The organism is Calothrix anomala FACHB-343 (assembly GCF_014696435.1).
In the GTDB taxonomy this organism is placed as follows: domain Bacteria; phylum Cyanobacteriota; class Cyanobacteriia; order Cyanobacteriales; family Nostocaceae; genus Aulosira; species Aulosira anomala_A.
Genome location: NZ_JACJQG010000053.1, coordinates 19,231 through 43,908 on the forward strand (window position 1 = coordinate 19,231; position 24,678 = coordinate 43,908).

Consider the following 24,678-nt stretch of genomic DNA (forward strand, 5'->3'; position numbering starts at 1 on the left):
GTGAATGTTCCTAATTATTTTGTCTTTTTAGAAACCGTGACTTAAGTCATGACTGGTGAGCTAGACATATATATAAAGTCATAAATGAAGTCAAAAAAGCGCAATCTATAATCTGGAATAATTTTATAATTACCCCAGATTATGTATGGATATTGAGTTTATTTATTCAAAACCTGACACGGCGATCCGGATGAAATGTAGGATAAGCTTGGATTTGTGAAAATATGACAGATTATGTAATATCACTGGTAGATAAAGTTAATTAAATACAATTTATGAAAATAACAATTTGGCAGAGATAAGAATTAAAAAAAATAAGCGATCGCATACATCTAAAAAGTAGCGATCGCGCATTAGGGATGATTAAATTCACGACTTAAATCTAATTAAGCCTATTAGCGGGATAGTGCCAAACTAGAAGTTAAAGTAATGTCTAAATCTTGCTGAGGACGTAAGACGTAAACATCTGCTTGTTTTTTCCGCAACAGGATACTTGCTAAAGCACCAGCAGCTGCACCACCTACAGGTTCTAAAACTTCTATTTTGCGGTTACCAGTAATTAGTGAAATTACAGTCGCTGCACCTGCACCAATAGCAGCATCTGTTAAAATACTACCTGTATCTGCACCTTGGGAGATTCTTTCAGTTTGGGAATATGTGCGCGAAGTAGCATTAATTTGCTGACGGCGACCAGAAGGAAATACTAATTCTTGGGCGACAAATCGGACACCTTTGTTTTTGTTATTATTACTGTTACTGTTACTGTTACCTGAATAAACTCCACCCAGGGTTACAGGTTCTAATCTACCAATAACATCAGTTCCTTGAGGAATCAATACATTTCTGTTCCGATCAATAATATCGCTTTCTATCTTTAGTGTTAGCGCTAAAGTTTCCCCTGGATTAACAATTACTTTTTCTTTTTCATAAGTAACAGGCAATGTTACATTGGAAGGAATAGTAACTACTCGGGATTGGTTAATATTGTATTGGGCACTAGCAGGAGCAGAGGTAAATAAAGGAGTAATTGCACCTGTAGTAATTGCCATTGCCATTAAGGCAGCTGTTCCTGATTTCCAACGATAAATAGTTGTCATGGTAGGGTTTCCGTTTCAGTCTCTTGAGATAATTTAAGGACGCAGATTTACTGAAATTGTTTCTGAATATTTTGCAACCTGCCTACAGGCATATTCCGTAGATAAAGTATTTTTAAGACGCGCATTATTTGCGATCGCTCTTGAGCTTTTTTATGCTGCTAATACGCGCCTATTAATAAGTTCGATTAGTTAGTTCAGTATATATAGGAGATATGACAGCAATCTTGGTTAGATTGTTCCCGAAGTTTTTATATCTGTGTCAACCATTGCAATTAATGCAATTAAAAAGATTACCATATCATATTATTAGGCATGTTTTAACTCATAAGGGCGAGAAAACCTCGCCCCTACAATTTGCGATAATTGATTTTCTGGTATTTCCTGAGCAATTGGTCGATACACTTGGTTTTAGCGCCAAAAATCAGAAAACTTAGACTTTCAAAATTCCATGAATGCAGATATTTGGGCAAAAATCAAGGACAGATAGCTAAAAATTAAACATTTGTAGGTTGTTCATTCAGCAATTGCGCCATTGCTTCATCTACAGTTTTATTGAGATATACAGCACGTTCATCTACTGCTCTTACCCAGTTGATAGGAAACCAGTGATGTTTTCCATCATGAGCATTATTTTTAGTCAATTTGATGTAGTTACCATTTTCTACAGCATCGACATTACCAATATGTGTATCAGATGCTCCTGCTAAACCGCCAGAGCCTTCTGCATAGACTGGTAAATGTTCTTTAATCTTTGAGATCTCCATTTTTAGCCTCTGATTAAATACTTAAAAAGTCTCTTCGTCAAAGCTTATTTATTTGTGTTATTTCCTTCCTTAGCTGGACGTTGGGTAGCGGGAGGATAATTAACAGCTTCGTCAACTCTGAGAGTTTCAGTATTAGTTAACTCTTCTGGTAGTAAGTCTTCGGGATTTACTGCTTCATCTACAGCGTCATCAATTACCCCATTAGCATTAACATTGGGTTTGTTAGAACTACCCTTATGATTAGCATGACCGCTAGGCATGATTTCCCCCTAACTTTTATCACCAAACATCTTTAGCTTAGATTTTTGGTTTTGGGAAATACACTATCAGAAGGCTTAAAGGCTTAAAGAGTAAATCCTATCTGGAGTTATAAGCTGATACGGTTCAGTTAAGGATAATTGTAGGTTGGGTTGAACGAAGTGAAACCCAACAAACCCCTGGAAATGTTGGGTTTCGTTCCTCAACCCAACCTACGCAGCTTAATGTTTTTGGCGCTAACTGAACTGTATTGAGTTATCAGCTGATAGGAGTGTGAGTTAGTTTAACTATATCTGTGGTGTTTAAGCGATCGCACTTTTTATTGATAAACTTACCAGATATCTTTTAAAGTCAGCACAAATCCAGATAGTATATCTTCTCCTAATAAACTAGCAGGAGATTGTAATATTTCAATATCTTGATTATGGCGATAAATTTCTACTGTTTTAGTTTCTAAATCAATTAACCAGCCTAATCTAGAACCATTATCTAGATATTCTTGCATTTTGTTGTGTAGCCTTTGCAAACAATCGCTAGCAGAACGTAATTCCACCACAAAATCTGGACATACTGGTGCAAATCTTTCTTTTTGCTCCTGAGTCAGAGCATCCCATTTATTACGCCTTAACCAGGATGCATCAGGAGAACGAACTGCTCCATTTGGTAAAGTAAAACCAGTAGAAGAACTAAAAGCAACACCTAGCAATTCATCACGATTCCATAACCCAAGTTGAGCAGTAATATTAACATTGCGATTACTAGTTAAACCTCCTACAAGAGGCATTAGCAGTAATGTTCCATCAGGTTTACGCTCAAATCTGATGAGTTCGTTTATTTGACAAAGCTGAAAAAATTGCTCATCTGTAAGCTGAATCACTGGGCTTAAATTGAGAGTTATAGCATCCATACTCTGATAAGAGGATAATTAACTAAGCTGTTGCAAACTCTGTAAATTTTCTAACATCTGGAGGTTGAAAAGCTAAGACAATCTCACTACTATTTACACCAAGCCTAATTAATTCAATCGCTATTCCCTCTTCTGTCCAGTCTTCTTCTATATATATTTTTTCATTTTTTATCCTAATATGAACATGAGTATATTTAAGTCTTTTGCTACCTTGCCAATCTACCGTCAACCAGAGATAATGATCGTTATTTTCATCAAATACTAAACAAGTTTCTGAATGAGTTTCGGGAGATTTGCGAGACAGGCTGTCATAGTCATTGAGTACCTGTTTAATTAACTCTCTATATTGTCCTAATTTATCCATAAAGTAATTTCCTCCCTTTCGTTGTTAAAAATAATAAATTCAATTTGATTGCGTTTAACGACTGCTTGAATAGATTTTCGTAGAAAGAAAGTATCAAATATTGTATCTCTAATTGCTAAATAAATTTCATAGTCTTTATTGGCTAATCTTAAAATATCGCGGTATAAGATATATTGCCCAAGAGCATTTTCAAAATCTTTCATAGGTGAAGGACTGATGAAACTCTTGATTTCAACAACTATTTTTCTTCCTTCTTGTTCTACTAATAAAGATTTTTCTACAAATAAATCCGCATAAAGCTCTGCATCTTCATACTGCAAAAAATAAGGATCGGCTATAATTGTCCAGCCATCTTTAATTAAGGCATTTTTAACAGCATCATGGTAAATGTCTTTTGCTGGCATTTTATTTCTGCTGACATCAGCTAATGTATTCACTATGATTACATTTATTATAATAATTGACTAAGGGATGTCTAACGAAAAATCAGCGCGCGTAAACACACTCCGTAAACATCAGAAAGCGATCGCCTGTTGTGGAAGTGCGATCATAACTTTGGCAAGAAAGATATTTAGAATCATTGACTTTAGGTATTGATTACTTTACACACAGCAATAGTTAAAATTTCATCCATCTAAGCATTTATGCTTTAGAGGATAAAGCTCATAATTAAGAGCTTAAGTATATTAAACTAATTTGCTACAGTATATTTCCTAAAAAAGCTATAATACAGGTATTGAGTTATACTTAAAAAATATGCGAATCAGACAACCTACTCGTTTAGTAGCTTTAGACACAGAAGTATTTGATAGGGCAAACTTTAACTACCAATCTAAATCCTTCAAAAAACTTATAGAGCTAGTTAAAGATGGAAAGGTTTGCCTGTACTTGACTACAGTCACACAACAAAAAGTGATGGCTCATATTGAGAATTTAACACAACAAGCTTCTTCATCCTTCAAAAGCCTCCACAAACAGTTTCGCAAACAAGCTAAAATTATTCATAATTCTCTTAGATTCAAACCCTTATTAGATTCCTCCTTAAATGAAGAGGAATTATGTAATGAATTAAAAGAACAATTTAATCAGTTTATCAAAGAATCACAGATAGAGATATTATCGGTAGATACTGTTTTAGCAGAATATGTTTTTAATAAATACTTCAAAATAATTCCTCCTTTTAAGGATGGGCAAAAGAAGCACGAATTTCCAGATGCATTTGCGATAGCAGCAATAGAAGAGAAGGCTAAAATTGAAAATAGAAGAATTTATGTGATCAGCGGTGATAGAGATTGGTTAGAAGCTTCTAATCAAAGTGAGTATTTAATATGCAAAGAAAGCATTGATAAATTATTGACAGAAATTATAGAACAGGAATCTATAGAAGTAGATTTGTGCTACAAAATACTTGATGATAATTGGAACGAGGTTAAAAATGAAATATCAGATAGTTTTAGCTCTTTAGATTTTTCTTTAAGTGAAGACTTTGCACATGGTTACTTTGAATTGGGAAGTGAATCTATAGAAGTAGTAGTAGAAGCGATAAAAATTATTGATAAATCTATTGTAGATATAAATGATGACGAATTTGAGTATCCAATTGTTACCTTTGAACTAAAGACTGAGGTTAGTTATACTGCTAATATTAGCTATGATAGTAAAGAATATGCTTATTGGGATAGTGAAGATGATACATATTACGGGATTGAGAAAGTTGAAGGAACTGTAAATCAAAAACTTTTAATCTCTGTTGAATTAGAAATTATTTTATTCAGAGATGAATTAGATAATTTATGTTTTAATGCTGTTGATAACATTGACTTAGATCCAAACGGCTCAATCGGAAATATTGTGCTGACTCCTGATAAGTTTGAGGAGATTCAGGAAGAGTTTGATTCTTGTTTCTTTTAGATTAAAGTTAAGGCAGGCAATACGCCTGCCTAATTATTACTATTCTATGCCTTCAATCCGGTCTTCAACTTCTTGGTATAACTCGCGTAGGCGGTTTAAATTTTCCTCGCTAGTCTCCCAATAACCCCGTCCATTCACTTCCAACAAAGTTGATACAACTTTGCGGAAAGAATGAGGATTAAGATTCATCAACCGTTTTTGCATTTCTTCATCTTTGATGAAGGTTTCATTGGTATCTTCGTAAATCCAGTTATCTACAGCGCCAGCTGTCGCACTCCAACCCATTGTATTGACCAACCGCTTGGAGAGTTCGCGCACACCTTCGTAACCGTGAGATAGCATTCCCTCGTACCATTTGGGATTTAATAATTTAGTACGAGCATCTAAGCGCACGGTTTCTGATAATGTCCGCACTTGGGCGTTAGCTGTGGTGGTGTCTGCAATGTAAGATGCTGGTGTTTTACCATCACCCCGCAAACTTGCAACCAGCTTGGTGGGATCTGAGTCGAAATAATGGGAAACGTCCGTTAAGCTAATCTCGGAAGAATCGAGATTTTGGAATGTCGCATCAGCAGTTTTCAAAGTGCTTTCAAAAATCTGCCGGGATTCGTCCATAATTCCGGGGTTATCGGAATTGAAGGCGAAGGATTTCCGCTTCAGGTACATTTCTTGTAATTCGGCTTCGCTATCCCAAGTGCTGTTTTCAACCGCCAAGTTAATATTTGACGAGTAGGAACCGGAAGCATTGGAGAAGACGCGGGTAGCTGCTTGACGCAGATTAATCCCCATTTCCTCAGCTTGTTGCAAGGCGTGTTTGCGGACAAAGTTCATTTCTAAGGGTTCGTCTACCTCAGCAGCCATCTTCACTGCTTGATCTAGCAGGTTCATTTGGTTGATGAACAAGTCGCGGAATACGCCAGAACAGTTGATGACAACGTCTATTCTCGGTCTGCCCAACTCTTCTAATGGTATTAATTCTAACTTGTTGACTCTTCCCAAAGCATCGGGAACAGGTCTAACACCAACCATCCACATGATTTGGGCTAGTGATTCCCCGTAGGTCTTGATGTTATCGGTTCCCCAAAGTACACAGGCGATGGTTTCCGGCCATTTACCGTCGTTTTCGGCTTTGTTTCTGGCTAACAGCCGATCCACAACGATTTTGGCTGATTGTACCGCCGCAGTTGTGGGGATGGATTGGGGGTCAAGGGCGTGAATGTTCTTACCTGTGGGTAATACATCTGGGTTACGGATGGGGTCGCCACCGGGGCCGGGTAGGATGTATTCGCCTTCTAAGCCTTTGAGTAATCCACCGAGTTCGTTATCTGCACAAACTTGTTGTAAACAGAATTCCAAATACTCAAATAGTGGCTTTAAGGCGGCGTTATCAACTTTGGTATAGCCTGCTTGATGCAATGCTTCTACCCAAGGTTCTTTTTTACCCATGTTGAAGAAATTCAACCGGGAAACCAGGGATACGCGACCTTCTGCGTCAGTTTGCTCTTTTACCAGGGCGCTAACTGCGGCGCGGGTAGCTAAGGTGATGTCTTGCAATAGCTGGACATCTTCTAAGATACCTCGGTCATTATTTTGGTAAATATCGTCAATGTTACGCCCAATGCTGTTGGCGATAATTCCCGGTAAGCCTTGAAGTCCTTCTTCTTGACGATCTAAGCTAGCGATGTTGACCAGAGTTGCGATCGCTTCTTCGGCTGTCGGTGGTTTACCAATAATATGCAATCCACATGGCAACAACCGCGATTCAATTTCCATCAGCTTGCGGTACACGCTGCCAACAATATTATCCCGTTCATCTTCGGTCATATCCTTGGCATCGGTTTCTGGCAAGTCGATATCCTTATCCAGGTTCACCATCCGGCATTTATCCATGATGGAGTTAACAATGGGGATACCGCGTCCTGTGTCTTTCAGGGTTTGGTAAGAAGCAATCAATTCGCTGAGTTCTTTTAAACCCTTGTATAAACCAGCATTCTCAGCAGGTGGTGTCAGGTAGGAAATTGTCTCGGCATAGCTGCGGCGCTTGGCAATTGTGGCTTCGCTGGGGTTATTGGCTGCGTAATAATACAGGTTAGGAATTGTGCCAATTAGTTGGTCTGGATAACAATCACCAGACATCCCCATTTGCTTACCGGGCATAAATTCCAGAGAACCGTGAGTACCGAAGTGTAACACGGCATCAGCTTGCCAAACTTGCTCTAAATAGGTGTAGTAAGCAGCAAAACCGTGGTGCGGGCTAGCAGAACGGGAGAATAACAACCGCATCGGGTCGCCTTCATAACCAAAGGTAGGCTGGACGCCGATGAAGACATTGCCGAAATGCTTACCGTAAATCAGCAGATTTTGCCCATCGCTGTTGAGATGTCCGGGAGGGGGGCCCCAGTTTTCTTCTAGGCGTTGGGAGTAAGGTGTCAATGCTTCATATTCTGGCACTGACATTTTATAGGCGATGTTAAGTTCTGGGCTAGCGTACTGTGCTTGAGCATCGTGGATGACTTCTTGCATCAGCGCCTCGGCTGATTCCGGTAATTCCGGTAAATCGTAGCCGTTATTTTTGAGCGCTTTCATCACCTCGTAAATGGAACCGAACACATCTAAATATGCGGCGGTACCCACATTCCCTTTATCAGGGGGGAAACTGAAAACGGTAATGGCGACTTTTTTATCTAGTTTGGGTTTGCGGCGGAGATTTGCCCATTTTAAGGCGCGTTTGGCGACTACTTCCACACGGTCTTGGAGTGCGATCGCTTTTCCGGTAGCACCATCTCTACCTGATAAAATGATCGGCTCAATTGCTCCATCCAATTCCGGTATGGCAATTTGCAAGGCTACTTGAATTGGATGTAACCCTAAATCGCTATCCATCCACTCTTCTGTGGTTTGGAAGACTAAGGGTAAAGCTACCATGTAGGGACGATTTAACCGCTTGAGTGCGTCAATAGCTTTGGGATGATCTTGTCTAGCCGGGCCGCCTACCAAAGCAAACCCAGTCAAAGAAATTACCGCATCTACTAAAGGTGTATTGGTAGTTGGTTCGTAAAAGTAAGCATCCACAGGCTTGGAGAAATCCAAACCACCCGCAAATACTGGTAGTACTTTGGCTCCCAGGGATTCTATCTCCTGGACGATCGCTACATAGTGAGCATCATCGCCTGTAACTAGGTGAGTACGTTGTAATACCAAACCCACACAGGGAGCTAAAGGATCTTTGAGATTCTTGGATATATCCTTACGGGCTGTGTACCAATTGAGGTATTCTCTTACATCCTCAAACATACTCGGAGCCAGGGGATGCCAAATTCCCAGATCGGGGTAAACCACTGGCGCTTGATATGTTGTCGAGGGCTGATTGGCTTTATCTACACCTTTTAATACATATTTATCAGTCAGCATCAGCAAGAAGTTTTCCAGGTTTTCTGGCGAACCTCCTAACCAATACTGAAAACTCAGCATGAAATTGCGAGCATCTTGTGCTTTGTCCATTGGCAGAAACTTTAGCACCTGTGGCAAAGTCCGCAACAGTTTCAGCATCCCATCTTGGAAGCCTGCACCGGATTTTTCTTTGCGCTTCCGCATGAATTGGGCGATCGCACTTTTGGATTGTCCCAATTGTGCCAGAGAAAAGCTGCCCATTTTGTTGAGGCGCATAACTTCCGGCATTGAGGGGAATACAACAGCTACGTCTAAGCGATCGCGGTATGGTTCTACGGCGGCTACTACTTTCTGTGCTAAGTCTTCAATGAAAATCAGTGAGGCAATAAATATATTGGCACTCTCGATATCCCGCTTGAACTCCTCGTAGTTCTCTGAATCTCGGAGTTCCTCAATTAAGTACCCACTAATTTCAATCGCAAGGTTGGGATGGTTAGCGTTAATGGTACGAACAGCTTGCGACAATGCACTCTGGTACTGGGACTCAAGCACGACATAGACCACCTTGATTAAATTACGTCCGCGTAAATTATCAGGCGCAATATGTCTGATGGTGGACTTGACGTGGGTGAACATGCTTCCTCGGCTCCTTTGATGCGCGTTCTCTACTAGAAGTTCATCACGGCTGATTTTGCCGTTCGTAACTTCGATTTATTTTTAGGAATATGAATTTTTTTTATCAGAAAACGTCTACCAAATGCTAATTTTGTCGTCTAACTGACACAAATCGATAAACATAATGAAATATTTCTTTGTAGATATTGCCTTTACCCATGAGTATTTGCTACACTGAATGTTAAAATATGTAAACAAATAGCTGGCAGCATTTATGTTTTGAGGGTTTAAATGCTTGCTAGTTAACCATAGAGCAATATTATTACTATCATTTTATATCGCTATTCTTCAGATAAAATTCTCTTTTTTCGGAAATATCAGATTCCAGAGAAGTAATATTGTATTTTCTGGTACAGAATTGAGTTTTTATTGCTAATAATTATCAAAAATTGAGTCATATTTAATGAGTATGAGGATAAATAATCAAGCTTTTAGCCATAGAGCGTACAACCGGATAAACATAAATTTGCTGGTAATTAATTTAGCTTGATGCTTGATTTGAAGAAATAATGCGATCGCTTTAAAATTTATACAGCGAATTGCAATTTGGTGAGATCCAGATAATCATTGATTGTAGGGGCATTGGCACTGCCATGCCCAGAAGCGCGTACCTCATTTACCTGAAATATGCTGTATATAGTTACACATGCTTGATGATATATAACCAGTAATTTTGGCAACTGTATGTCAAAACTAGTAGAACGGCAAAATATTTAACCTTCCTGTATCATCCAAACCAACATTCCCAACAGTTTCTCTACTGGGGGAACTGTGTAATCATTCAAGTCAATACTCAGTGTTTGTCCTGCTAATTTAAGAAAGCGCCAAGCCGTACCACTGCTGACGCTGCCATAAATGGTCTTAATTGGTATATTATTAGCTTCATTGAATTTTTGTGCAGCAATCATTTCGGCTGCGCATTGTCCTAAACCAGGTTTTAAATCGCCTTTTTTCGCCTCAATAATCACGATTACCGGAGCTTCAATAAATATTTGTTCTGGCGAACGGCTAATTAAAAAATCACAGACTCCACTTAAGCCTAAATCGGCTGCAACGGTGAAATCTTCACCCGAAAAAAAGCTGACTTTGCGTTCAAGTATTTTCCGAACTTCTACAAGAATAGGACTAATAATCAATTCTGAACGAGCTTTTTCCGAACCAGTAGCGGTTGCTAATGGTAGTCCTTCGCTTAAGGCTTCTTGCAAGTAAAGACTAGGTGCTATAGACTCTGTTTCCGGTAAAAAGCGTCCGTTTTCAACAATAGTTAAGTTAAATTCGCGTTTGACTTTTGACAGTGAGAAGTCACTATAAGACATGAGTAATAAAGCTTACTGTGATTGATTATTGCCTGTTTGCGCCTTTAAATGTTCAACTTGCTCGAAAGTTAAACCAGTAATATCTACGATTGTTTCAATTTCGATATTTTTGTTAATCATTTTGATGGCAATCTCTTGTGCTTTTCGTTCAAATCCTTCTTTAAGCCCTTCTTGCAAGATATCTTGATAAATCACAGATTCGCGCATAATATCACTGGGCTTGATTACCGAGAGTTTTAGCCTGTAATTGTTGAACTTGCTCAATGGTTAAACCAGTAATATCTACGATTGTTTCAATTTCGATATTTTTGTTAATCATTTTGATGGCAATTTCTTGAGCTTTTTGTTCAATACCCTGTTCAATACCCTGTTCAATACCCTGCTCAAATCCTTCCTTAAGTCCTTCTTGCAAGATATCTTGATAAATCACTGATTCGCGCATAATATCACTTCGCAAAATTCTTTTAATCTCGTCTTTCTTTAATACTAGCCCAGCTAAAACTGCTGTTGACGCAGCAACATTACTGCGGATGCGGGTATCATTGATGGCTTCGATAACTTCAGCAACTTGTTCTAAGGTTTGGCGTTGATTTTCGGTTTGGCTTAAAGTTGCAAAAGGTAACAAACCGGGAGAGTTGAAAAATAGTTCTGTTGGTTGTTCCCAAAGGCGGATGACTTCAAATCTATGCCGGGTATTCTCTAAGATGAATTCCGTTTGGTAAACTAGCTCAGAATCGCTGGGTTGTAAATAAATTACAACTTGACGCATTCGCTTCTGGGGAAATCTTCGATACACCCGCAAGCGATAATCACACATTCTAAAGGGAATATCCGCGTCTGGTCGAGTTTGGAATTCTAAATGCAGAACTATTTCATCCGACTGCAACAAAATTAAAGCATCGGCGCGGATGGGTTCGAGGGATAATTCCGATGGACTTAGTTGTGTAAGTGTAATTGGTTCGTTGAGTAACCAAGTTGCAAAGTCCTGGGAAAATGATTCAGCAAGAAATTTACAGACATTATCAAACATAGTCTATAATTTTAAGCTTTTACGCATTTAAATTGTATATTTTGCGATAAGGTTGTCAAAAGTCCATAGTCCATAGTCAAAGGCTAATACCAATTTGAAACAAGAATGCGACAGATACACAACCTCAACGCCTTGTTCTGTCTGGATTCTTAATTTTGAATTTTGAATTAGTAGAATCAGGTAACATTTGCCTCTTGACTAATGTCCCCTAACTATTCACGATTAACTCATGACTCCAGTAGATATTTTGATTCTCTCCAATGGCCCTGGAGAAGTGACAACTTGGGTACGTCCAGTAGTTAAGGCATTACGTCAACAATTGGGCGAAGATCGCTCTTTAGTGAGGATTTCTGTAATTTTATCACCTTGTCCTAATGCTAGCGGTAAAGAAGCTGCGATCGCACTTTCTTATCCAGAGGTAGATAGAGTTCAAAAAGCTGAACATTTTTGGCAGTTTTTACTCTGGGGCAAAACCGTTGATAATTGGGATTGGAGAAGTCACGGTGTAGTTGTATTTCTGGGTGGAGATCAGTTTTTTCCGGTAGTTATTGGGAAAAAACTCGGCTATAGTACAGTGATTTACGCCGAATGGGATGCGCGGTGGTACAGTATAGTTGATAGATTTGGCGTGATGACAGCAAAAGTTGCTGAACGCATTCCCAGCAAATACGCGCACAAGTTTACTGTGGTTGGCGATTTGATGTTAGAAGCTAATAGTTATGCCTCTTTGGTACAGGATAAAGAACAAAGCGCAGAAATCATTGGTTTGTTACCGGGTTCTAAAGCCGCTAAGTTAGCTCAAGGTGTACCATTAACAATAGCGATCGCAGAATATATTCATGCACAAAAACCGAATACTAAGTTTGTTATTCCCGTAGCGCCAACATTAGATTTACAAACCTTAGCTAGTTTCGCAAATTCTCAAAAAAATTCTTTTGTGGAAACCTTTGGTTTTAGCGGTGCTTCCTTAATTTTTCCAGAAGATAATCAACAAAAACCAATATTAAAAACAGCCAAAGGTTTAACTGTAGAACTTTGGCAAGAATCGCCAGCTTATCAATTATTATCTCAATGTAGTATCTGTTTAACTACAGTTGGAGCTAACACCGCCGAACTTGGTGCTTTAGCTGTACCGATGATTGTCTTAATACCAACTCAACAACTTGATGCGATGCGTTCTTGGGATGGTTTACCGGGATTATTAGCTAATTTACCAGGTGTAGGCACAACATTTGCTAAAGTAATTAACTGGATATTTCTCAGACGCAAAGGTTTATTAGCTTGGCCGAATATTTGGGCACAGGCAGAGATTGTACCAGAATTAGTAGGTAAACTTCAAGCAAAAGATATTGGCGAAATGGTATTAGATTTACTTGCTCACCCTGAAAAATTAGAGCAAATGCAGATGAAATTACACAATGTTCGGGGTGAAGCTGGTGCGGCGGAGAAGTTAGCAGCTTTGGTGAAGGAAGAGATAGAAAATTAGAGGTGTTTTTACATATATACTTGCATCTAATAAATTTAATTATTCAAATGTAGCTTTAGCCACATAAATTAGGACATCAAGCTAAGATAAAATCCTGACAATAAAAGGCTTTCAAGTCTGTAAACAGTCAACAGTCAACAGCTATATATTGTTCAAGGCTTCTCCGGGAGAACACAACATCCGGCTGTAACGTTCAAAGATTTATTTTCACCATTGCGATCAACTTCAAATTTTAAAGTAGAACCAAAAAGTGAGGAATTAATTATTGCTTGTACCTCAGTTATACGAGTCACTTCTTTGCTATCTACACTCAAAATAATATCTCCTGCTTCTAAACCAGCTTCTTGAGCATTAGAATTATTTTCTACTGAGTGAATCAAAATACCTGTATCTTGACTCAAATTAAAGGGGATTTTGCCTTCTTTATTCACTTTTTCGAGAACTTCTGAGTTGAGTTCAACCATCTGAATTCCAATTGCAGAATATCCGAGAAATTCTCTTTCAACTGGAGATTCAATTATATTATTGTTATTTCGAGAATAATTGCGGAATATTTGTCCATTTATGCCCTGAGCAATGATAAAATTATCAGGTGCGTAAGTCGGACTAGTCTCATTCGTCTTCAAATCAATCGGATTTTCTCCTAAAAGCACTAAACCTCTGGCAGATGAACAGAGTTGCATATTTTGCCTAACAGTTTTAGTACTACCATCGTCATCAGGAAACCTAACTATCAATATTCCTGAAGAGTCTTTCATTGAGAGTAATCCCTCATGTTGAACAATCCCATTGGCAAATCCTAATTTCCAATTTCCATTGATATATGTGTTAGCTTCAGTTAGTTCTAATTGAAAAATGTTATTAGTGAGTGAAGCGCAATTATTACTAGTATTACTAGATGGTTTATCATTTTCGGTAACTGGAGGATCGGTATTTGTATCGGTAGGTGTTGGGGCTATGGTGGCTCCAGGAACTTGTGCGAGAACTCTTCCGGCTAAAACTGCTGCTATTGCTAATCCAATCAGAGCTTTCCAGGGAATAGCTACAGATTGACCACTACCTTTTACAACTAAGCATCTAGCAATAATATCATGCAGAGCTTGCTTTTCTGGTGTGAATAAAGCCATTAGGTAGCCAATAAAAACTATCAGTAATCCAATAATAAATAGTAATCCAGCTAAAACTAAATAGGGAGAATTTTGATTTCCTGTACTTGCAGCCATTACAAATACTATGCCAGCGAATATCCAAAATATAATAAAAAATGATTTACTAAAGTATCTGGCTGTAGCTTTAGCAAAAGATATTTTTTTGCCATCCTTATCTGTAACAATAATTCCTAGTAATCTTTTACCAAAGGTAGCTTGAATTACAGAACTCTCCATAGATGCGAAGTAAACCCAGGCAAAAATTGTGGTAAAAATATAGTAGAAAATTGCTTTTGGGTTATCTATTTGAGCAGGTGCTTTTTCAAAAGTAGTAATAAAGAAAAACAATTGCAGTAAAATTCCATCAATGAAAACAGCAACAAATCTTCTGCCAAAACTTGCATAACTGCTTGTAGACATATTGACTATTTCCTGATTACTAAAGAACCTGATGCCATATCATGAATTGTGCGTTTTTTAGGTGTAAATCCTGCCATAAAAAAGCCGATAAAAATAGTTAAATATGAAAGTAATTTACAAAAATATCTTTTAGCAGCTTGTTCAAAACTTAATCGATTACCATCTTTATCAGTTACAACAATTCCCAGGAGCATTTTACCAAGGGTTCCTTGGGTTGGTGAACTTTCCATGACTGTAGAATAGATAAAGCCGAGAATGATGTAATAAGCTAATAAACGTCCCCAAAATTCATCATTATTAGATGATACATTCGTAATCAAATCTAAGGTTATACTACCAATAATTAAAATAGTTCTATCAATAATATCGGCGGCAAATCTGGTAGAAAATCCTGCATATTTTATTAGGTTTGGATTTGGCGTTGGTGTTGGTGTTGACGTGGGTATTGGCGTGGGTATTGGCGTGGGTATTGGCGTGGGTATTGGCATCATTGTGCCTGTCAAATAGCGTACAACCTCCAATGCTTCTGATGCAGATTTATAGCGGTTGATGGGAAAGTAGCGTACCATCGTGTCTAAAAAATTAGCTAGGTTGTCACTGATTGGTACTTGCGATCGCTCTCGCCAGATCACTTCCAAACTGCTAGGATCTACATCAAGTTGTAGTGGCAATATGCCTGTGAGAGCTTCAATCCCAATCATCCCTACTGCGTAAATATCGCTGGATAGCATTGGATGTCCCCGTAACTGCTCTACAGGCATATAACCTTGCGTACCTACAACAGCAGTGGATATTATCTGTCCATTAGTGTTAAACACTTGGGTACTGATTTGCTTCACTGCTCCAAAATCAATTAACACTACTTTATGATCTGATTTTTGGAGAATTAAATTTTCCGGTTTAATATCGCGGTGAATTACTCCGCGTTGATGAACAAACTCTAATACTTCTAAAATATCTCGCAAGAGAAAAAGTACAGCGTTTTCACTCCATTGTCTACCTGGAGCAAATTCTGTACGCAGATTGTTACCATCAATAAATTCTTGAACTAAAAAAAACTCTTGTTTTTCGGGAAAGTATGCTAGAAGATCTGGAATTTGAGGATGTCTACCTAAAGTTTCTAGCATTTGTGCTTCTTGTTCAAAAGCGTGCTGCACCCACTGAAAAGCGGATGGGTTTTGAGGTTTGAGTCTTTTGACAACACAACGCCGATTGAATTTTGATGTATCTACAGCTAAATATGTCTCCCCAAAACCACCTTCTCCCAGTTTTGCTGTAATTCGGTAGTGTCCTTGAAGGGTTTCCCCAACTAGACTAACTCCAAACATATAGATATTTAGGAAATAAAAATATTTACAAATATCATACACAAAAAATTCAACAGATTCGCAATTACGTTTTGTAACAAACGTAATGTAACTTGATACAAAACACGCCGCGATTAAAAACAGAGGAATTCAACTAAAAATATTTGACTTTTTAATTCTGAAAATAAGATTGTCGTGGCAAAGGCTTGGCGTTAAGTTTGTTTGCTGAAAATGCGCCAGCTTTATCATTTACACATATTCAATACTCATTTTTATATTTTTAGTAAACAAAAAAGCATTTAGCTTTCTCGTTTATCGAAATCAAGTACTCATTTTTTTGTTTTAAGTAAGCAAAAAGCCATTTCACCTTCTCGTTAAGGCTTAACGAGTTCTCATTATTGTATTTTCCGCAGGTAAAATACCATTTCGCCTACTCATTAAGCCTTTTCGCTTTCTCATTTCGGTAAATCGCGCACTCATTTTGGTGTTTTCCGCAGGTGAAAAGGTATATTGCTTACTCATTTAGGTATATCGCGTACTCATTTTGGTGTTTTGCGCAAGTGAAAAGGTAGATTGCTGGGGCAAAAATGGCGATGTATGACAATAAGCGGCTGTGTAGCTAGGCTTTGTTGTTTTTGGCGATTGTGAATGCGGGTTACGCCTATGCATTTGTTATTAGGGAACTGCAAAAAATGAATTATTCCAAATTGTGGGGGCGGGAAAACCTCTCGCTGATCCCGAAATACCGCCGTCACCCTAGAAGGGTGCGGCTAATTGAACAAAGCCTGCCTCCGCAGGCTAGAGAAATTGAGCCTGCGGAGGCAGGCTTTGTAGCGCTAGCCCCAGGCTTCTAGCCTGCGGGCGGTGTGTCGGGTAAGCGCAAGAACAGTGTATATCAACATTGAGGGGTCTAACCCACCATTCGCCAGCAGTATCCTACGAGTTGCGGGCTTGGTAAGTTAATGATTGGGATGCCATACCCGAAGCGCATACATAATTTACGCGAAATACCCTGTATCTGACATCAAAACGCAAAAACTGCATAAGTCCTCGCCCCTCACAGATAAAGAGAACAGAAGCGAGGAAAAACACCCATGAACAGACAACTTACCTTAAATTTGTTGCCAAAACTGAAACCAGCCTCAGCCAATATTCACCCAAGCTTTAAACTAAATCCCATCTAGCTCAGTATATATTCTGAAAATAACTTAATAATCCCAATTATCCCCAATCCAGCGACAGATTGACACCCAAACCCCTAAATACCTTCTCATACCTTTTAATTACAAATTACGGTAGGGGCGGGTTTACAGATATCCTTGCTGCTTAACGATGATCCAAATAAACCCGCCCCTACAAATTACGAATTACGAATTACGAATTACAAATTACGAATTATGCTTAGGCTTTACACTTTAACCGCCTTGCTGAGTGTGGTTTTATTATCCGAGTCAGTGGGAGCAAAAGCCACATTTAAACAGACGCAAATCGCCCAGCAGCCAACCACAACGCAAGATGCAACCCGCGCCGCAGCAATGAAAGCAACTGAAGAAGGCTATGCACTTTACAAACAAGGGACAGTAGAATCATTGCGGCAGGCAATAGAAAAATGGCAAGAAGCGGTGGTGTTGTGGCAGAAAGTAGGGGATAAAGCAGAAGAAGCTACTACCCTCAATGATATCGGCTATCTTTACTCCGCATTAGGGGAAAAGCAGAAGGCTTTGGAATATTACAACAATGCACTTCCACTCAGGCGTGCGGTGGGCGACAAGGGTGGGGAAGCTACTACCCTGAATAATATCGGGCTAGTTTACTCCGCATTAGGGGAAAAGCAGAAGGCTTTGGAATATTACAACAATGCACTTCCACTCAGGCGTGCGGTGGGCGATAAGGGTGGGGAAGCTAGAACCCTCAATAATATCGGCGCAGTTTACCATGCTTTAGGGGAAAAGCAAAAGGCTTTGGAATATTACAACAATGCACTCCTACTGTATCGGGCGGTGGGCGACAAGGGTGGGGAAGCTACTACCCTGAATAATATCGGCTATCTTTACTCCGCATTAGGGGAAAAGCAGAAAGGTTTGGAATATTACAACAATGCATTCCCACTGTATCGGGCGGTGGGCGACAAGGGTGGGGAAGCTAGAACCCTCAATAATATCGGCGCAGTTTACCATGCTTTAGGGGAAAAGCAGAAAGCTTTGGAATATTACAACAATGCATTCCCACTGTATCGGGCGGTGGGCGACAAGGGTGGAGAAGCTACTACCTTGAATAATATCGGCGCAGTTTACAACGCATTAGGGGAAAAGCAGAAAGCTTTGGAATATTACAACAATGCACTTCCACTGTATCGGGCGGTGGGGGACAAGGGTGGGGAAGCTTCTACCTTGAATAATATCGGGCTAGTTTACGACGCTTTAGGGGAAAAGCAAAAAGCATTGGAATATTACAACAATGCATTCCCACTGTATCGGGCGGTGGGCGACAGAGATGGGGAAGCTACTACCTTGGTTAATATCGGCGCAGTTTACTTTTTTGTAGGGGAAAAGCAAAAAGCATTGGAATATTACAACAATGCACTCCCACTGTGGCGGGCGGTGGGCAACAGGGGTGGGGAAGCTACCACCCTCAATAATATCGGCGCAGTTTACGACGCATTAGGGGAAAAGCAAAAAGCATTGGAATATTACAACAATGCACTCCCACTAAGACAGGCGGTGGGTGACAGGGGTGGAGAAGCTACTACCTTGAATAATATCGGGCGAGTTTACTCCGATTTAGGGGAAAAGCAGAAGGCTTTGGAATATTACAACAAAGCACTGCCACTGTATCAGGCGGTGGGCGACAAGGGTGGGGAAGCTACTACCCTGAATAATATCGGCGCAGTTTACAACGCATTAGGGGAAAAGCAGAAAGCTTTGGAATTTTACAACAAAGCACTCCCACTCTTGCAGGCGGTGGGCGATCGCTCTGGGGAAGCTACTACCCTTTACAACCTCGCCAGCCTAGAACGGAGTCGCGGAAATCTCCAAGCAGCACGCACCAATGTAGAAGCCGCTATCGCAATTATCGAAGAATTACGCACCAAAATCGACAACAAAGACCTTCGCAGTTCTTACTTCTCCACTCAGCAAGGTGTTTACAAATTCTGCATCGACTTGCTGATGGAACTACACAAAAAAGAACCATCCCAAGGATACGCTGCATTAGCCCTACACTACAGCGAACGTTCCCGCGCCCGCAGCCTCATCGAATTATTAAACGAAGCCAACGCCAAAATTCTTAAAGGCGCAAACCCGCAACTCATCGCCCAAGAACGGAATTTACGACAGCAAATAGACGCTAAAACTACACTGCTGCGCAATTTAGAAACTTCAACCAATAAAAACGACTTAGTTACCAAAGCCGCTATTCAACGACTGAGCCAAGACATCGCCAATCTCAGCAATCAATACGAACAACTACAAGCCCAAATTCGCACTTCTAACCCAGAATATGCAAAATTAACCAACCCAGATCCAGATAAAGACATTCTCAAATTACCGCAAATTCAACAACAACTAGATAAAGACACCCTACTGTTGCAGTATTCATTAGGGGAAGAACGCAGTTATTTATGGGCTGTTACTTCTACATCAATGCAAGTTTACACCCTTCCCCCACGCCAAGAAATCGAAAAAGTTGCCACAAGATTTCATTCCAGTTTGCAACAAGAAACAGCAGAGAAATTTGCAATTGAAGAAGCCCAAAACCTGAGTAAACTTATCCTCGCACCTGTCGCCAATCAATTACCAGGAAAGCGGTTAGTCATTGTCGCTGATGGTGGATTGCAAACTATTCCCTTTGCAGCCTTGGCTGATGTGAATGAAGGGGGGACAAGGGAGACAAGGGGGACAAGGGAGAAATCATTGTTTAAAGCTAGCTATTCGGCACAACAAAGCATGAAAATCTGTCTTTCCCATGCCCCATGCCCCATGCCCTATGCCCATTTTCAACCTGGTTCCGAATACCAACCACTGATGGTAAATCATGAAATCGTCAATTTACCCTCAGCCTCAACCATTGCATTTCAACGCCAACAACTCGCCAAGCGTCAACCCGCACCGAAAGCATTAGCTATCCTTGCCGATCCGGTATTTAATGCTACCGATTGCCGATTTAAAGATGAAAATTGCCAAGAAGCTGATCAACCTCAATCTAGGAACAAAAATCTTGATGTTTCGGCGGAATTACAACAATCTCAGCTAAATCGTTCCGCCAAAAACCTCAAGCGCAATGGTTGGAACCGGCTACCATTCACCGCCGAGGAAGCCAAAGCGATTTTAAAACTTATACCATCAGCCAACAGTCTCAAAGCTTTAAGTTTTGATGCTAATTACAATTGGGCGACTAGCGGCGCTTTAAATCAATATCGCATTCTCCATTTTGCCACTCACGGTATAGTCGATCCCAAAGAACCACAGTTATCAGGAATTCTACTGTCTAGCTATGATAAACAAGGTAAATATTTAACCAACAATAAATTAAGTTTAGGCGATTTGTTTAACCAAGATTACCCCGCAGAGTTAATTGTCTTAAGTGCTTGCGACACTGGACTTGGTAAGGAAGTCAACGGTGAGGGCTTGGTAGGATTGACAAGGGGATTAATGTATGCAGGTGCGGCGCGGGTAGCGGTATCCCTATGGCAAGTGAACGATGAAGGCACATCTATATTAATGCAGGAATTTTATCAGCAGATGTTACAGCAAAATAAAAAGCCGGCTGAGGCGTTGCGTGCGGCGCAGATGAAGTTATGGCAACAAGGGCGCAGTCTGAATGAATGGGCGGCGTTTACGGTGCAGGGGGAGTGGAGGTAGAAGAGGCAGGGGGGCAGGGGGCAGGGGGACAAGGAGGACAGGGGGGACAAGGGAAGGGGGATTAGTTTGGAGTGGCTTGTAGTAGAGATCGTATTGGGAAACAATTTGATTGGAATATAATTGAGCAGATGATTATGGTGGCGATCGCCTGCGAGTAGATGAAGCTATCCGATGTGAATTGTCTGTTGGGATTGCAGCGCGATCGCATCGTTTATATACTCAATCACTAACAACCGCAGGTAGTTAAGTTTTTCTATATATAGTTTAATTTGCGGAAATTGACTTTTTTCAGCAAAGTACCAATCGGCAAAATAAGCAATATCAAATATATGCATTTTTGTTAATTTTTGAATCATTTCTTGATATTGTCCTAAGTCATCATTGGCAATTACTTGAGATGCATATCCTTCAATATCAGTTGCAAAAATTTCTATTTCTCCTAATATGCTGAAATCCTGAGATTCTTCCCAAATAGCTATTTGTCGTCTTTCATCGCGGGTATTTTTATAATCAATTAACAACTGCTGCAATACATTATTAATGTATTGTTTAGCAATCTGGGATTTTTTAGTTATATTGGATTCTTTCAGGTTTTGCATATAAATTGCTAGTTTTCACCGTAGCATTGCATCCGCAAACAATACGATTGTAGGGGCAAAGGCTTGAGGTTAAGTTTGTTTGCTGAAAATGTGGCTGCTTTATCGTTTATACATATTTAGGACTGATTTTTATATTTTTCGTAAACGAAAAAGCATTTCGCTTTCTTGTTTATCGAAATCAAGTACTCATTTTTTTGTTTTTAGTAAGCGAAAAGCCATTTCACCTTCTCGTTAAGGCTTAACGAGTTCTCATTATTGTGTTTTCCGCAGGTAAAATACCATTTCATCTACTCATTAAGCCTTTTCGCTTTCTCATTTCGGTAAATTACGCACTCATTTTGGTGTTTTCCGCAAGTGAAAAGGTATATTGCTTACTCATTTAGGTATATTGCGTACTTATTTTGGTGTTTTCCACAGGTAAAAGGGTAGATTGCTGGGGCAAAAATGGCGATATTTGAGAATAAGCATCTGTGTAGCTAGGTTTTGTTGTTTTTTGCGATTCCGAAGGCGGGTTACGCCTATGCATTTGTTATTAGGGAACTGCAAAAAATCAATTATCCCAAATTGTCGGGGGAAAACCTCTCGCTGATCCCGCAATCCCGCCGTCACCCTAGAAGGGTGCGGCTAATTGAACAAAGCCTGCCTCCGCAGGCTCAACTTCTCTAGCCTGCGGAGGCAGGCTTTGTAGCGCTAGCCCCAGGCTTCTAGCCTGCGGGCGATATGTCGGGCAGCAATATCTTCAATAAGGCTTAATATTGTCTCATAAAGCCTTCCAGTCTTTTAGTTAACTCGAATTCAATGACCAATGACAAATGACGAAGGACAAATGACAGCCTTCGTCAATTATCTTTGAATTGCACCACGTAATTAAATCGAACTAATTAAATGCAACTGAGCGATCGCGGCATTTATTAGATGATGGGTAATTGGCAAACTATCTACTACCATTCCCAGACACAACAGCATCATGTAAGAAATGGAATAAAGAAATAGCTGTCTGGCAATGGTACGATCCTCTGGGTTTTGCAATAAGCGCCAAGCTTTGTGGATGAATACAGCGCCTAATGTAGAAGCGATCGCAAAATAAACAATGCCACTGTCATGTAACGGGTAAACAAGTAACAGGGTTGTAGCGACTGTTACTAAGGTATACCACCAAATTTGCTTTACAGTGGCGGGATCGCCGACTACCAAAGGTAACATGGGGATGCCGACTTTGGCATAATCATCACGAATCATCAAGGCTAAAGCCCAAAAATGTGGCGGTGTCCAGAGAAAGACGCTGGCAAAAATTACCCATGCGCCCCAATTTAGGGTACCTGTCACAGCTGCCCAACCTACTAATGCGGGAATTGCCCCTGCTGCTCCACCAATTACAATATTTTGGGTAGTGTGGCGTTTTAGCCAGTGGGTATAAACTACAACATAATAAACAATGCCGGCAAAAGCCAGGAGGGCGGCGAGGAGGTTAGCGAAAACTGTGAGGAGGGTAAAAGAAATGATAGCGAGAGCGATCGCAAAAACTAAAGCGCCTTTTGGCTGTATCTTCCCCGAAGGAATCGGACGATGACGAGTCCGTTCCATCTCATAATCAATATCGCGATCGTAGATACAGTTAATCACCTGGGCGCTAGCAGCAGCCAAAGTGCCGCCAGTCATAGTCACTAGCAACAATACTAAATCTACTTGTCCCTTAGCAGCAATCCACATACTGCCAGCCGTAGTAATTAACAGCAACGGAATAATCCGAGGCTTAGTTAGCTGGTAGTAACTTTGGATTACCTGAAAAAACGTTTCGTGGTGGCGAGAGACATTAGTCTCAATCATTTTGGCTCAATTTCCTTCTTAACAAGTGATGTGTAGCCCTTGCTCATAACGAATTCGCCACTGAGGCTAAGGGGAAGAGGCAGGGGGGCAGGGGAGACAAGGAATTTTAGATTTTAGATTTGCGATTTTGGATTCCAATCTAAAATCCAAAATCCAAAATCCAAAATTGAATTGCCCCATGCCCCAATTCAATGCAATCCGTTTACTGATGTTGTCGCCGTTACAGTTACAGCGATGGGGTGATTGTTGGTTTCACGGTTTGCAATCCAGTCGCGTAAGGCAAGGACGCTGAACGCAACCAAAGTACCGAGTAAGGCTGCGCCTATGGCTTGGTGAGTGACGGTGAGGAGTTCTACCTGTAGACGTAATTTGAAAGTCGCAACGCCTAAAAGAATTTGCAGCAGCAATAACCCCCCTGCCATATTTGCCAATCTGCGCAAAGCTGGGTGGAGTGCTGGTCTTTGCCAAGATAGCCAGACTACTGCTAAAGTTGCTACCGTTGGCGGAACTAAGCCGAAAATATGGCTGTACATCACTGTACAAAGTTGGGATGTGCCCAAACATTGATGAAGTGCCCAGCGCGAACCGACTAAAGCACCTAAGAGACTTTGCAGGTAAACCAAAATCGCGGCTGTTATACCTATCCAAGGTAGCTTGCCAACATTGCCAGTTCCTTGGTAAGGGGTGAGGGCTGTACCAATTACCAAGAGTGTCATGAAAAACAACAGTGCAGTTCCCAGGTGGGCAGTCACGATATCAAACCGTAACAGTTCTGTGACTGTCAGACCCCCTAAGATGCCTTGAAAGACAATTAAAAACAGGGCAAATGCTGATGCCCAAGGGAGCCAATTGGGTAAAGCGCGACGATACCACCAAGATAAACCAACCAAGGCGATCGCGCTGACACCAATTAAAGCCGCATCCAATCTGTGAAACCATTCCAAAAATACTTGGAAATTCATCTGTTTGGCTGGCACTAATTCCCCGTAGCACAAAGGCCAGTCAGGGCAAGCAAGTCCGGCATTCATCACCCTTGTGGCAGAACCTATCGCCATCAAAATCAAGGTGGCTATGCAGATCTTCCAAACCAAACGACGAATTATATCTGGTGGCTGTGAGCCTACCGTTTCATTTTGTGGTTGTAAGACAAATTCGCTCATGAACTATACCTTTAATGCCCGCTCTCAAATAGAGCTACTTACTGAAAATTATTAATTTGTTAGTTTGTCAGCCACGACCCTTTTCCACCCTAGCGTATACGACTAGGATTGATAGATTTAGCTTTCAGTGATACTTTTCCTTTACACTTTGAAGCACTAT

General features: G+C 40.4%; 18 protein-coding genes. 3 read left to right on the forward strand and 15 right to left on the reverse strand.

Annotated features, from left to right (window positions below; all coding sequences use genetic code 11):
* Window positions 1-395: 395 nt before the first annotated feature.
* The 6 genes from H6G08_RS25505 to H6G08_RS25530 all read right to left on the reverse strand — a co-directional run bounded on the left by H6G08_RS25505 (window position 396) and on the right by H6G08_RS25530 (window position 3,794).
* Window positions 396-1,097: a conjugal transfer protein TrbI gene (locus tag H6G08_RS25505; protein WP_190548117.1), complete on the reverse strand. Its 702-nt coding sequence runs from the start codon at window positions 1,095-1,097 to the stop codon at window positions 396-398.
* A 494-nt stretch (window positions 1,098-1,591) separates the two neighbouring features.
* The gene (locus H6G08_RS25510; RefSeq protein WP_190548119.1) at window positions 1,592-1,861 is read right to left on the reverse strand and encodes a DUF2171 domain-containing protein; all 270 of its coding nucleotides are present in this window, start codon (window positions 1,859-1,861) and stop codon (window positions 1,592-1,594) included.
* A gap of 44 nt (window positions 1,862-1,905) precedes the next feature.
* A complete protein-coding gene (locus H6G08_RS25515; protein ID WP_190548121.1) occupies window positions 1,906-2,121 on the reverse strand; it encodes a hypothetical protein in 216 nt (71 codons plus the stop codon).
* A 329-nt stretch (window positions 2,122-2,450) separates the two neighbouring features.
* Complete coding sequence (locus tag H6G08_RS25520; RefSeq protein WP_190548123.1) at window positions 2,451-3,026, reverse strand: Uma2 family endonuclease; 576 nt, start codon at window positions 3,024-3,026, stop codon at window positions 2,451-2,453.
* Window positions 3,027-3,048: 22 nt separating this feature from the next.
* A complete protein-coding gene (locus tag H6G08_RS25525) occupies window positions 3,049-3,390 on the reverse strand; it encodes a XisI protein (RefSeq protein WP_190548125.1) in 342 nt (113 codons plus the stop codon).
* Window positions 3,378-3,794: a XisH family protein gene (locus tag H6G08_RS25530; protein ID WP_190548178.1), complete on the reverse strand. Its 417-nt coding sequence runs from the start codon at window positions 3,792-3,794 to the stop codon at window positions 3,378-3,380. The genes H6G08_RS25525 and H6G08_RS25530 overlap by 13 nt, the downstream gene beginning before the upstream one ends.
* Window positions 3,795-4,146: 352 nt before the next feature.
* Between H6G08_RS25530 and H6G08_RS25535 the strand changes: the two genes are divergently transcribed.
* Window positions 4,147-5,301, forward strand: a complete 1,155-nt coding sequence (locus tag H6G08_RS25535; protein WP_190548127.1) for a PIN domain-containing protein — start codon at window positions 4,147-4,149, stop codon at window positions 5,299-5,301.
* 39 nt (window positions 5,302-5,340) lie between these two features.
* Here the strand turns inward: H6G08_RS25535 and H6G08_RS25540 are convergent, their stop codons facing one another.
* The 4 genes from H6G08_RS25540 to H6G08_RS25555 all read right to left on the reverse strand — a co-directional run bounded on the left by H6G08_RS25540 (window position 5,341) and on the right by H6G08_RS25555 (window position 11,712).
* Complete coding sequence (locus H6G08_RS25540; RefSeq protein ID WP_190548129.1) at window positions 5,341-9,327, reverse strand: magnesium chelatase subunit H; 3,987 nt, start codon at window positions 9,325-9,327, stop codon at window positions 5,341-5,343.
* Window positions 9,328-10,079: 752 nt separating this feature from the next.
* The gene (locus H6G08_RS25545; RefSeq protein WP_190548131.1) at window positions 10,080-10,682 is read right to left on the reverse strand and encodes a hypothetical protein; all 603 of its coding nucleotides are present in this window, start codon (window positions 10,680-10,682) and stop codon (window positions 10,080-10,082) included.
* A gap of 12 nt (window positions 10,683-10,694) precedes the next feature.
* Window positions 10,695-10,889: a hypothetical protein gene (locus H6G08_RS25550; protein ID WP_190548133.1), complete on the reverse strand. Its 195-nt coding sequence runs from the start codon at window positions 10,887-10,889 to the stop codon at window positions 10,695-10,697.
* Window positions 10,890-10,893: 4 nt separating this feature from the next.
* Entirely contained in the window at window positions 10,894-11,712 is an 819-nt protein-coding gene (locus H6G08_RS25555) for an Rpn family recombination-promoting nuclease/putative transposase (protein ID WP_190548136.1), read from the reverse strand.
* Between the two features lie 229 nt (window positions 11,713-11,941).
* On the opposite strand from H6G08_RS25555, the gene H6G08_RS25560 reads away from it, so the two are divergent.
* Window positions 11,942-13,198: a glycosyltransferase family protein gene (locus H6G08_RS25560; RefSeq protein ID WP_190548138.1), complete on the forward strand. Its 1,257-nt coding sequence runs from the start codon at window positions 11,942-11,944 to the stop codon at window positions 13,196-13,198.
* 152 nt (window positions 13,199-13,350) lie between these two features.
* Here H6G08_RS25560 and H6G08_RS25565 read toward each other — a convergent pair whose 3' ends face one another.
* On the reverse strand, window positions 13,351-14,766 hold the full coding sequence (locus H6G08_RS25565) for an RDD family protein (RefSeq protein WP_190548140.1): 1,416 nt from the start codon (window positions 14,764-14,766) through the stop codon (window positions 13,351-13,353).
* Window positions 14,767-14,771: 5 nt separating this feature from the next.
* On the reverse strand, window positions 14,772-16,094 hold the full coding sequence (locus H6G08_RS25570; protein ID WP_190548142.1) for a protein kinase domain-containing protein: 1,323 nt from the start codon (window positions 16,092-16,094) through the stop codon (window positions 14,772-14,774).
* Between the two features lie 1,376 nt (window positions 16,095-17,470).
* On the opposite strand from H6G08_RS25570, the gene H6G08_RS25580 reads away from it, so the two are divergent.
* Complete coding sequence (locus H6G08_RS25580; RefSeq protein WP_190548146.1) at window positions 17,471-20,932, forward strand: CHAT domain-containing tetratricopeptide repeat protein; 3,462 nt, start codon at window positions 17,471-17,473, stop codon at window positions 20,930-20,932.
* Between the two features lie 164 nt (window positions 20,933-21,096).
* Here H6G08_RS25580 and H6G08_RS25585 read toward each other — a convergent pair whose 3' ends face one another.
* From H6G08_RS25585 to H6G08_RS25595, 3 genes are all read right to left on the reverse strand, one after another.
* On the reverse strand, window positions 21,097-21,531 hold the full coding sequence (locus H6G08_RS25585) for a hypothetical protein (RefSeq protein WP_242046271.1): 435 nt from the start codon (window positions 21,529-21,531) through the stop codon (window positions 21,097-21,099).
* 867 nt (window positions 21,532-22,398) lie between these two features.
* Window positions 22,399-23,358, reverse strand: coding sequence for a heme o synthase (locus H6G08_RS25590; RefSeq protein ID WP_190548148.1), 960 nt, complete (start codon window positions 23,356-23,358; stop codon window positions 22,399-22,401).
* Window positions 23,359-23,546: 188 nt separating this feature from the next.
* Window positions 23,547-24,518 carry a COX15/CtaA family protein gene (locus tag H6G08_RS25595; protein ID WP_190548150.1) on the reverse strand — a complete coding sequence of 324 codons (972 nt, stop codon included), beginning with the start codon at window positions 24,516-24,518 and terminating at the stop codon, window positions 23,547-23,549.
* Between the last annotated feature and the right edge of the window lie 160 nt (window positions 24,519-24,678).

Excerpts from the sequence above, each read along its gene's own strand:
- H6G08_RS25530 (WP_190548178.1), bottom strand. The coding sequence starts at position 3,794 with ATGCCAGCAAAAGACATTTACCATGATGCTGTTAAAAATGCCTTAATT.
- H6G08_RS25595 (WP_190548150.1), bottom strand. The coding sequence starts at position 24,518 with ATGAGCGAATTTGTCTTACAACCACAAAATGAAACGGTAGGCTCACAG.
- H6G08_RS25525 (WP_190548125.1), bottom strand. The coding sequence starts at position 3,390 with ATGGATAAATTAGGACAATATAGAGAGTTAATTAAACAGGTACTCAAT.
- H6G08_RS25535 (WP_190548127.1), top strand. The coding sequence starts at position 4,147 with ATGCGAATCAGACAACCTACTCGTTTAGTAGCTTTAGACACAGAAGTA.
- H6G08_RS25585 (WP_242046271.1), bottom strand. The coding sequence starts at position 21,531 with ATGCAAAACCTGAAAGAATCCAATATAACTAAAAAATCCCAGATTGCT.
- H6G08_RS25565 (WP_190548140.1), bottom strand. The coding sequence starts at position 14,766 with ATGTCTACAAGCAGTTATGCAAGTTTTGGCAGAAGATTTGTTGCTGTT.
- H6G08_RS25545 (WP_190548131.1), bottom strand. The coding sequence starts at position 10,682 with ATGTCTTATAGTGACTTCTCACTGTCAAAAGTCAAACGCGAATTTAAC.
- H6G08_RS25505 (WP_190548117.1), bottom strand. The coding sequence starts at position 1,097 with ATGACAACTATTTATCGTTGGAAATCAGGAACAGCTGCCTTAATGGCA.
- H6G08_RS25540 (WP_190548129.1), bottom strand. The coding sequence starts at position 9,327 with ATGTTCACCCACGTCAAGTCCACCATCAGACATATTGCGCCTGATAAT.
- H6G08_RS25555 (WP_190548136.1), bottom strand. The coding sequence starts at position 11,712 with ATGTTTGATAATGTCTGTAAATTTCTTGCTGAATCATTTTCCCAGGAC.
- H6G08_RS25520 (WP_190548123.1), bottom strand. The coding sequence starts at position 3,026 with ATGGATGCTATAACTCTCAATTTAAGCCCAGTGATTCAGCTTACAGAT.
- H6G08_RS25570 (WP_190548142.1), bottom strand. The coding sequence starts at position 16,094 with ATGTTTGGAGTTAGTCTAGTTGGGGAAACCCTTCAAGGACACTACCGA.
- H6G08_RS25550 (WP_190548133.1), bottom strand. The coding sequence starts at position 10,889 with ATGCGCGAATCTGTGATTTATCAAGATATCTTGCAAGAAGGGCTTAAA.
- H6G08_RS25560 (WP_190548138.1), top strand. The coding sequence starts at position 11,942 with ATGACTCCAGTAGATATTTTGATTCTCTCCAATGGCCCTGGAGAAGTG.
- H6G08_RS25515 (WP_190548121.1), bottom strand. The coding sequence starts at position 2,121 with ATGCCTAGCGGTCATGCTAATCATAAGGGTAGTTCTAACAAACCCAAT.
- H6G08_RS25580 (WP_190548146.1), top strand. The coding sequence starts at position 17,471 with ATGCTTAGGCTTTACACTTTAACCGCCTTGCTGAGTGTGGTTTTATTA.
- H6G08_RS25590 (WP_190548148.1), bottom strand. The coding sequence starts at position 23,358 with ATGATTGAGACTAATGTCTCTCGCCACCACGAAACGTTTTTTCAGGTA.
- H6G08_RS25510 (WP_190548119.1), bottom strand. The coding sequence starts at position 1,861 with ATGGAGATCTCAAAGATTAAAGAACATTTACCAGTCTATGCAGAAGGC.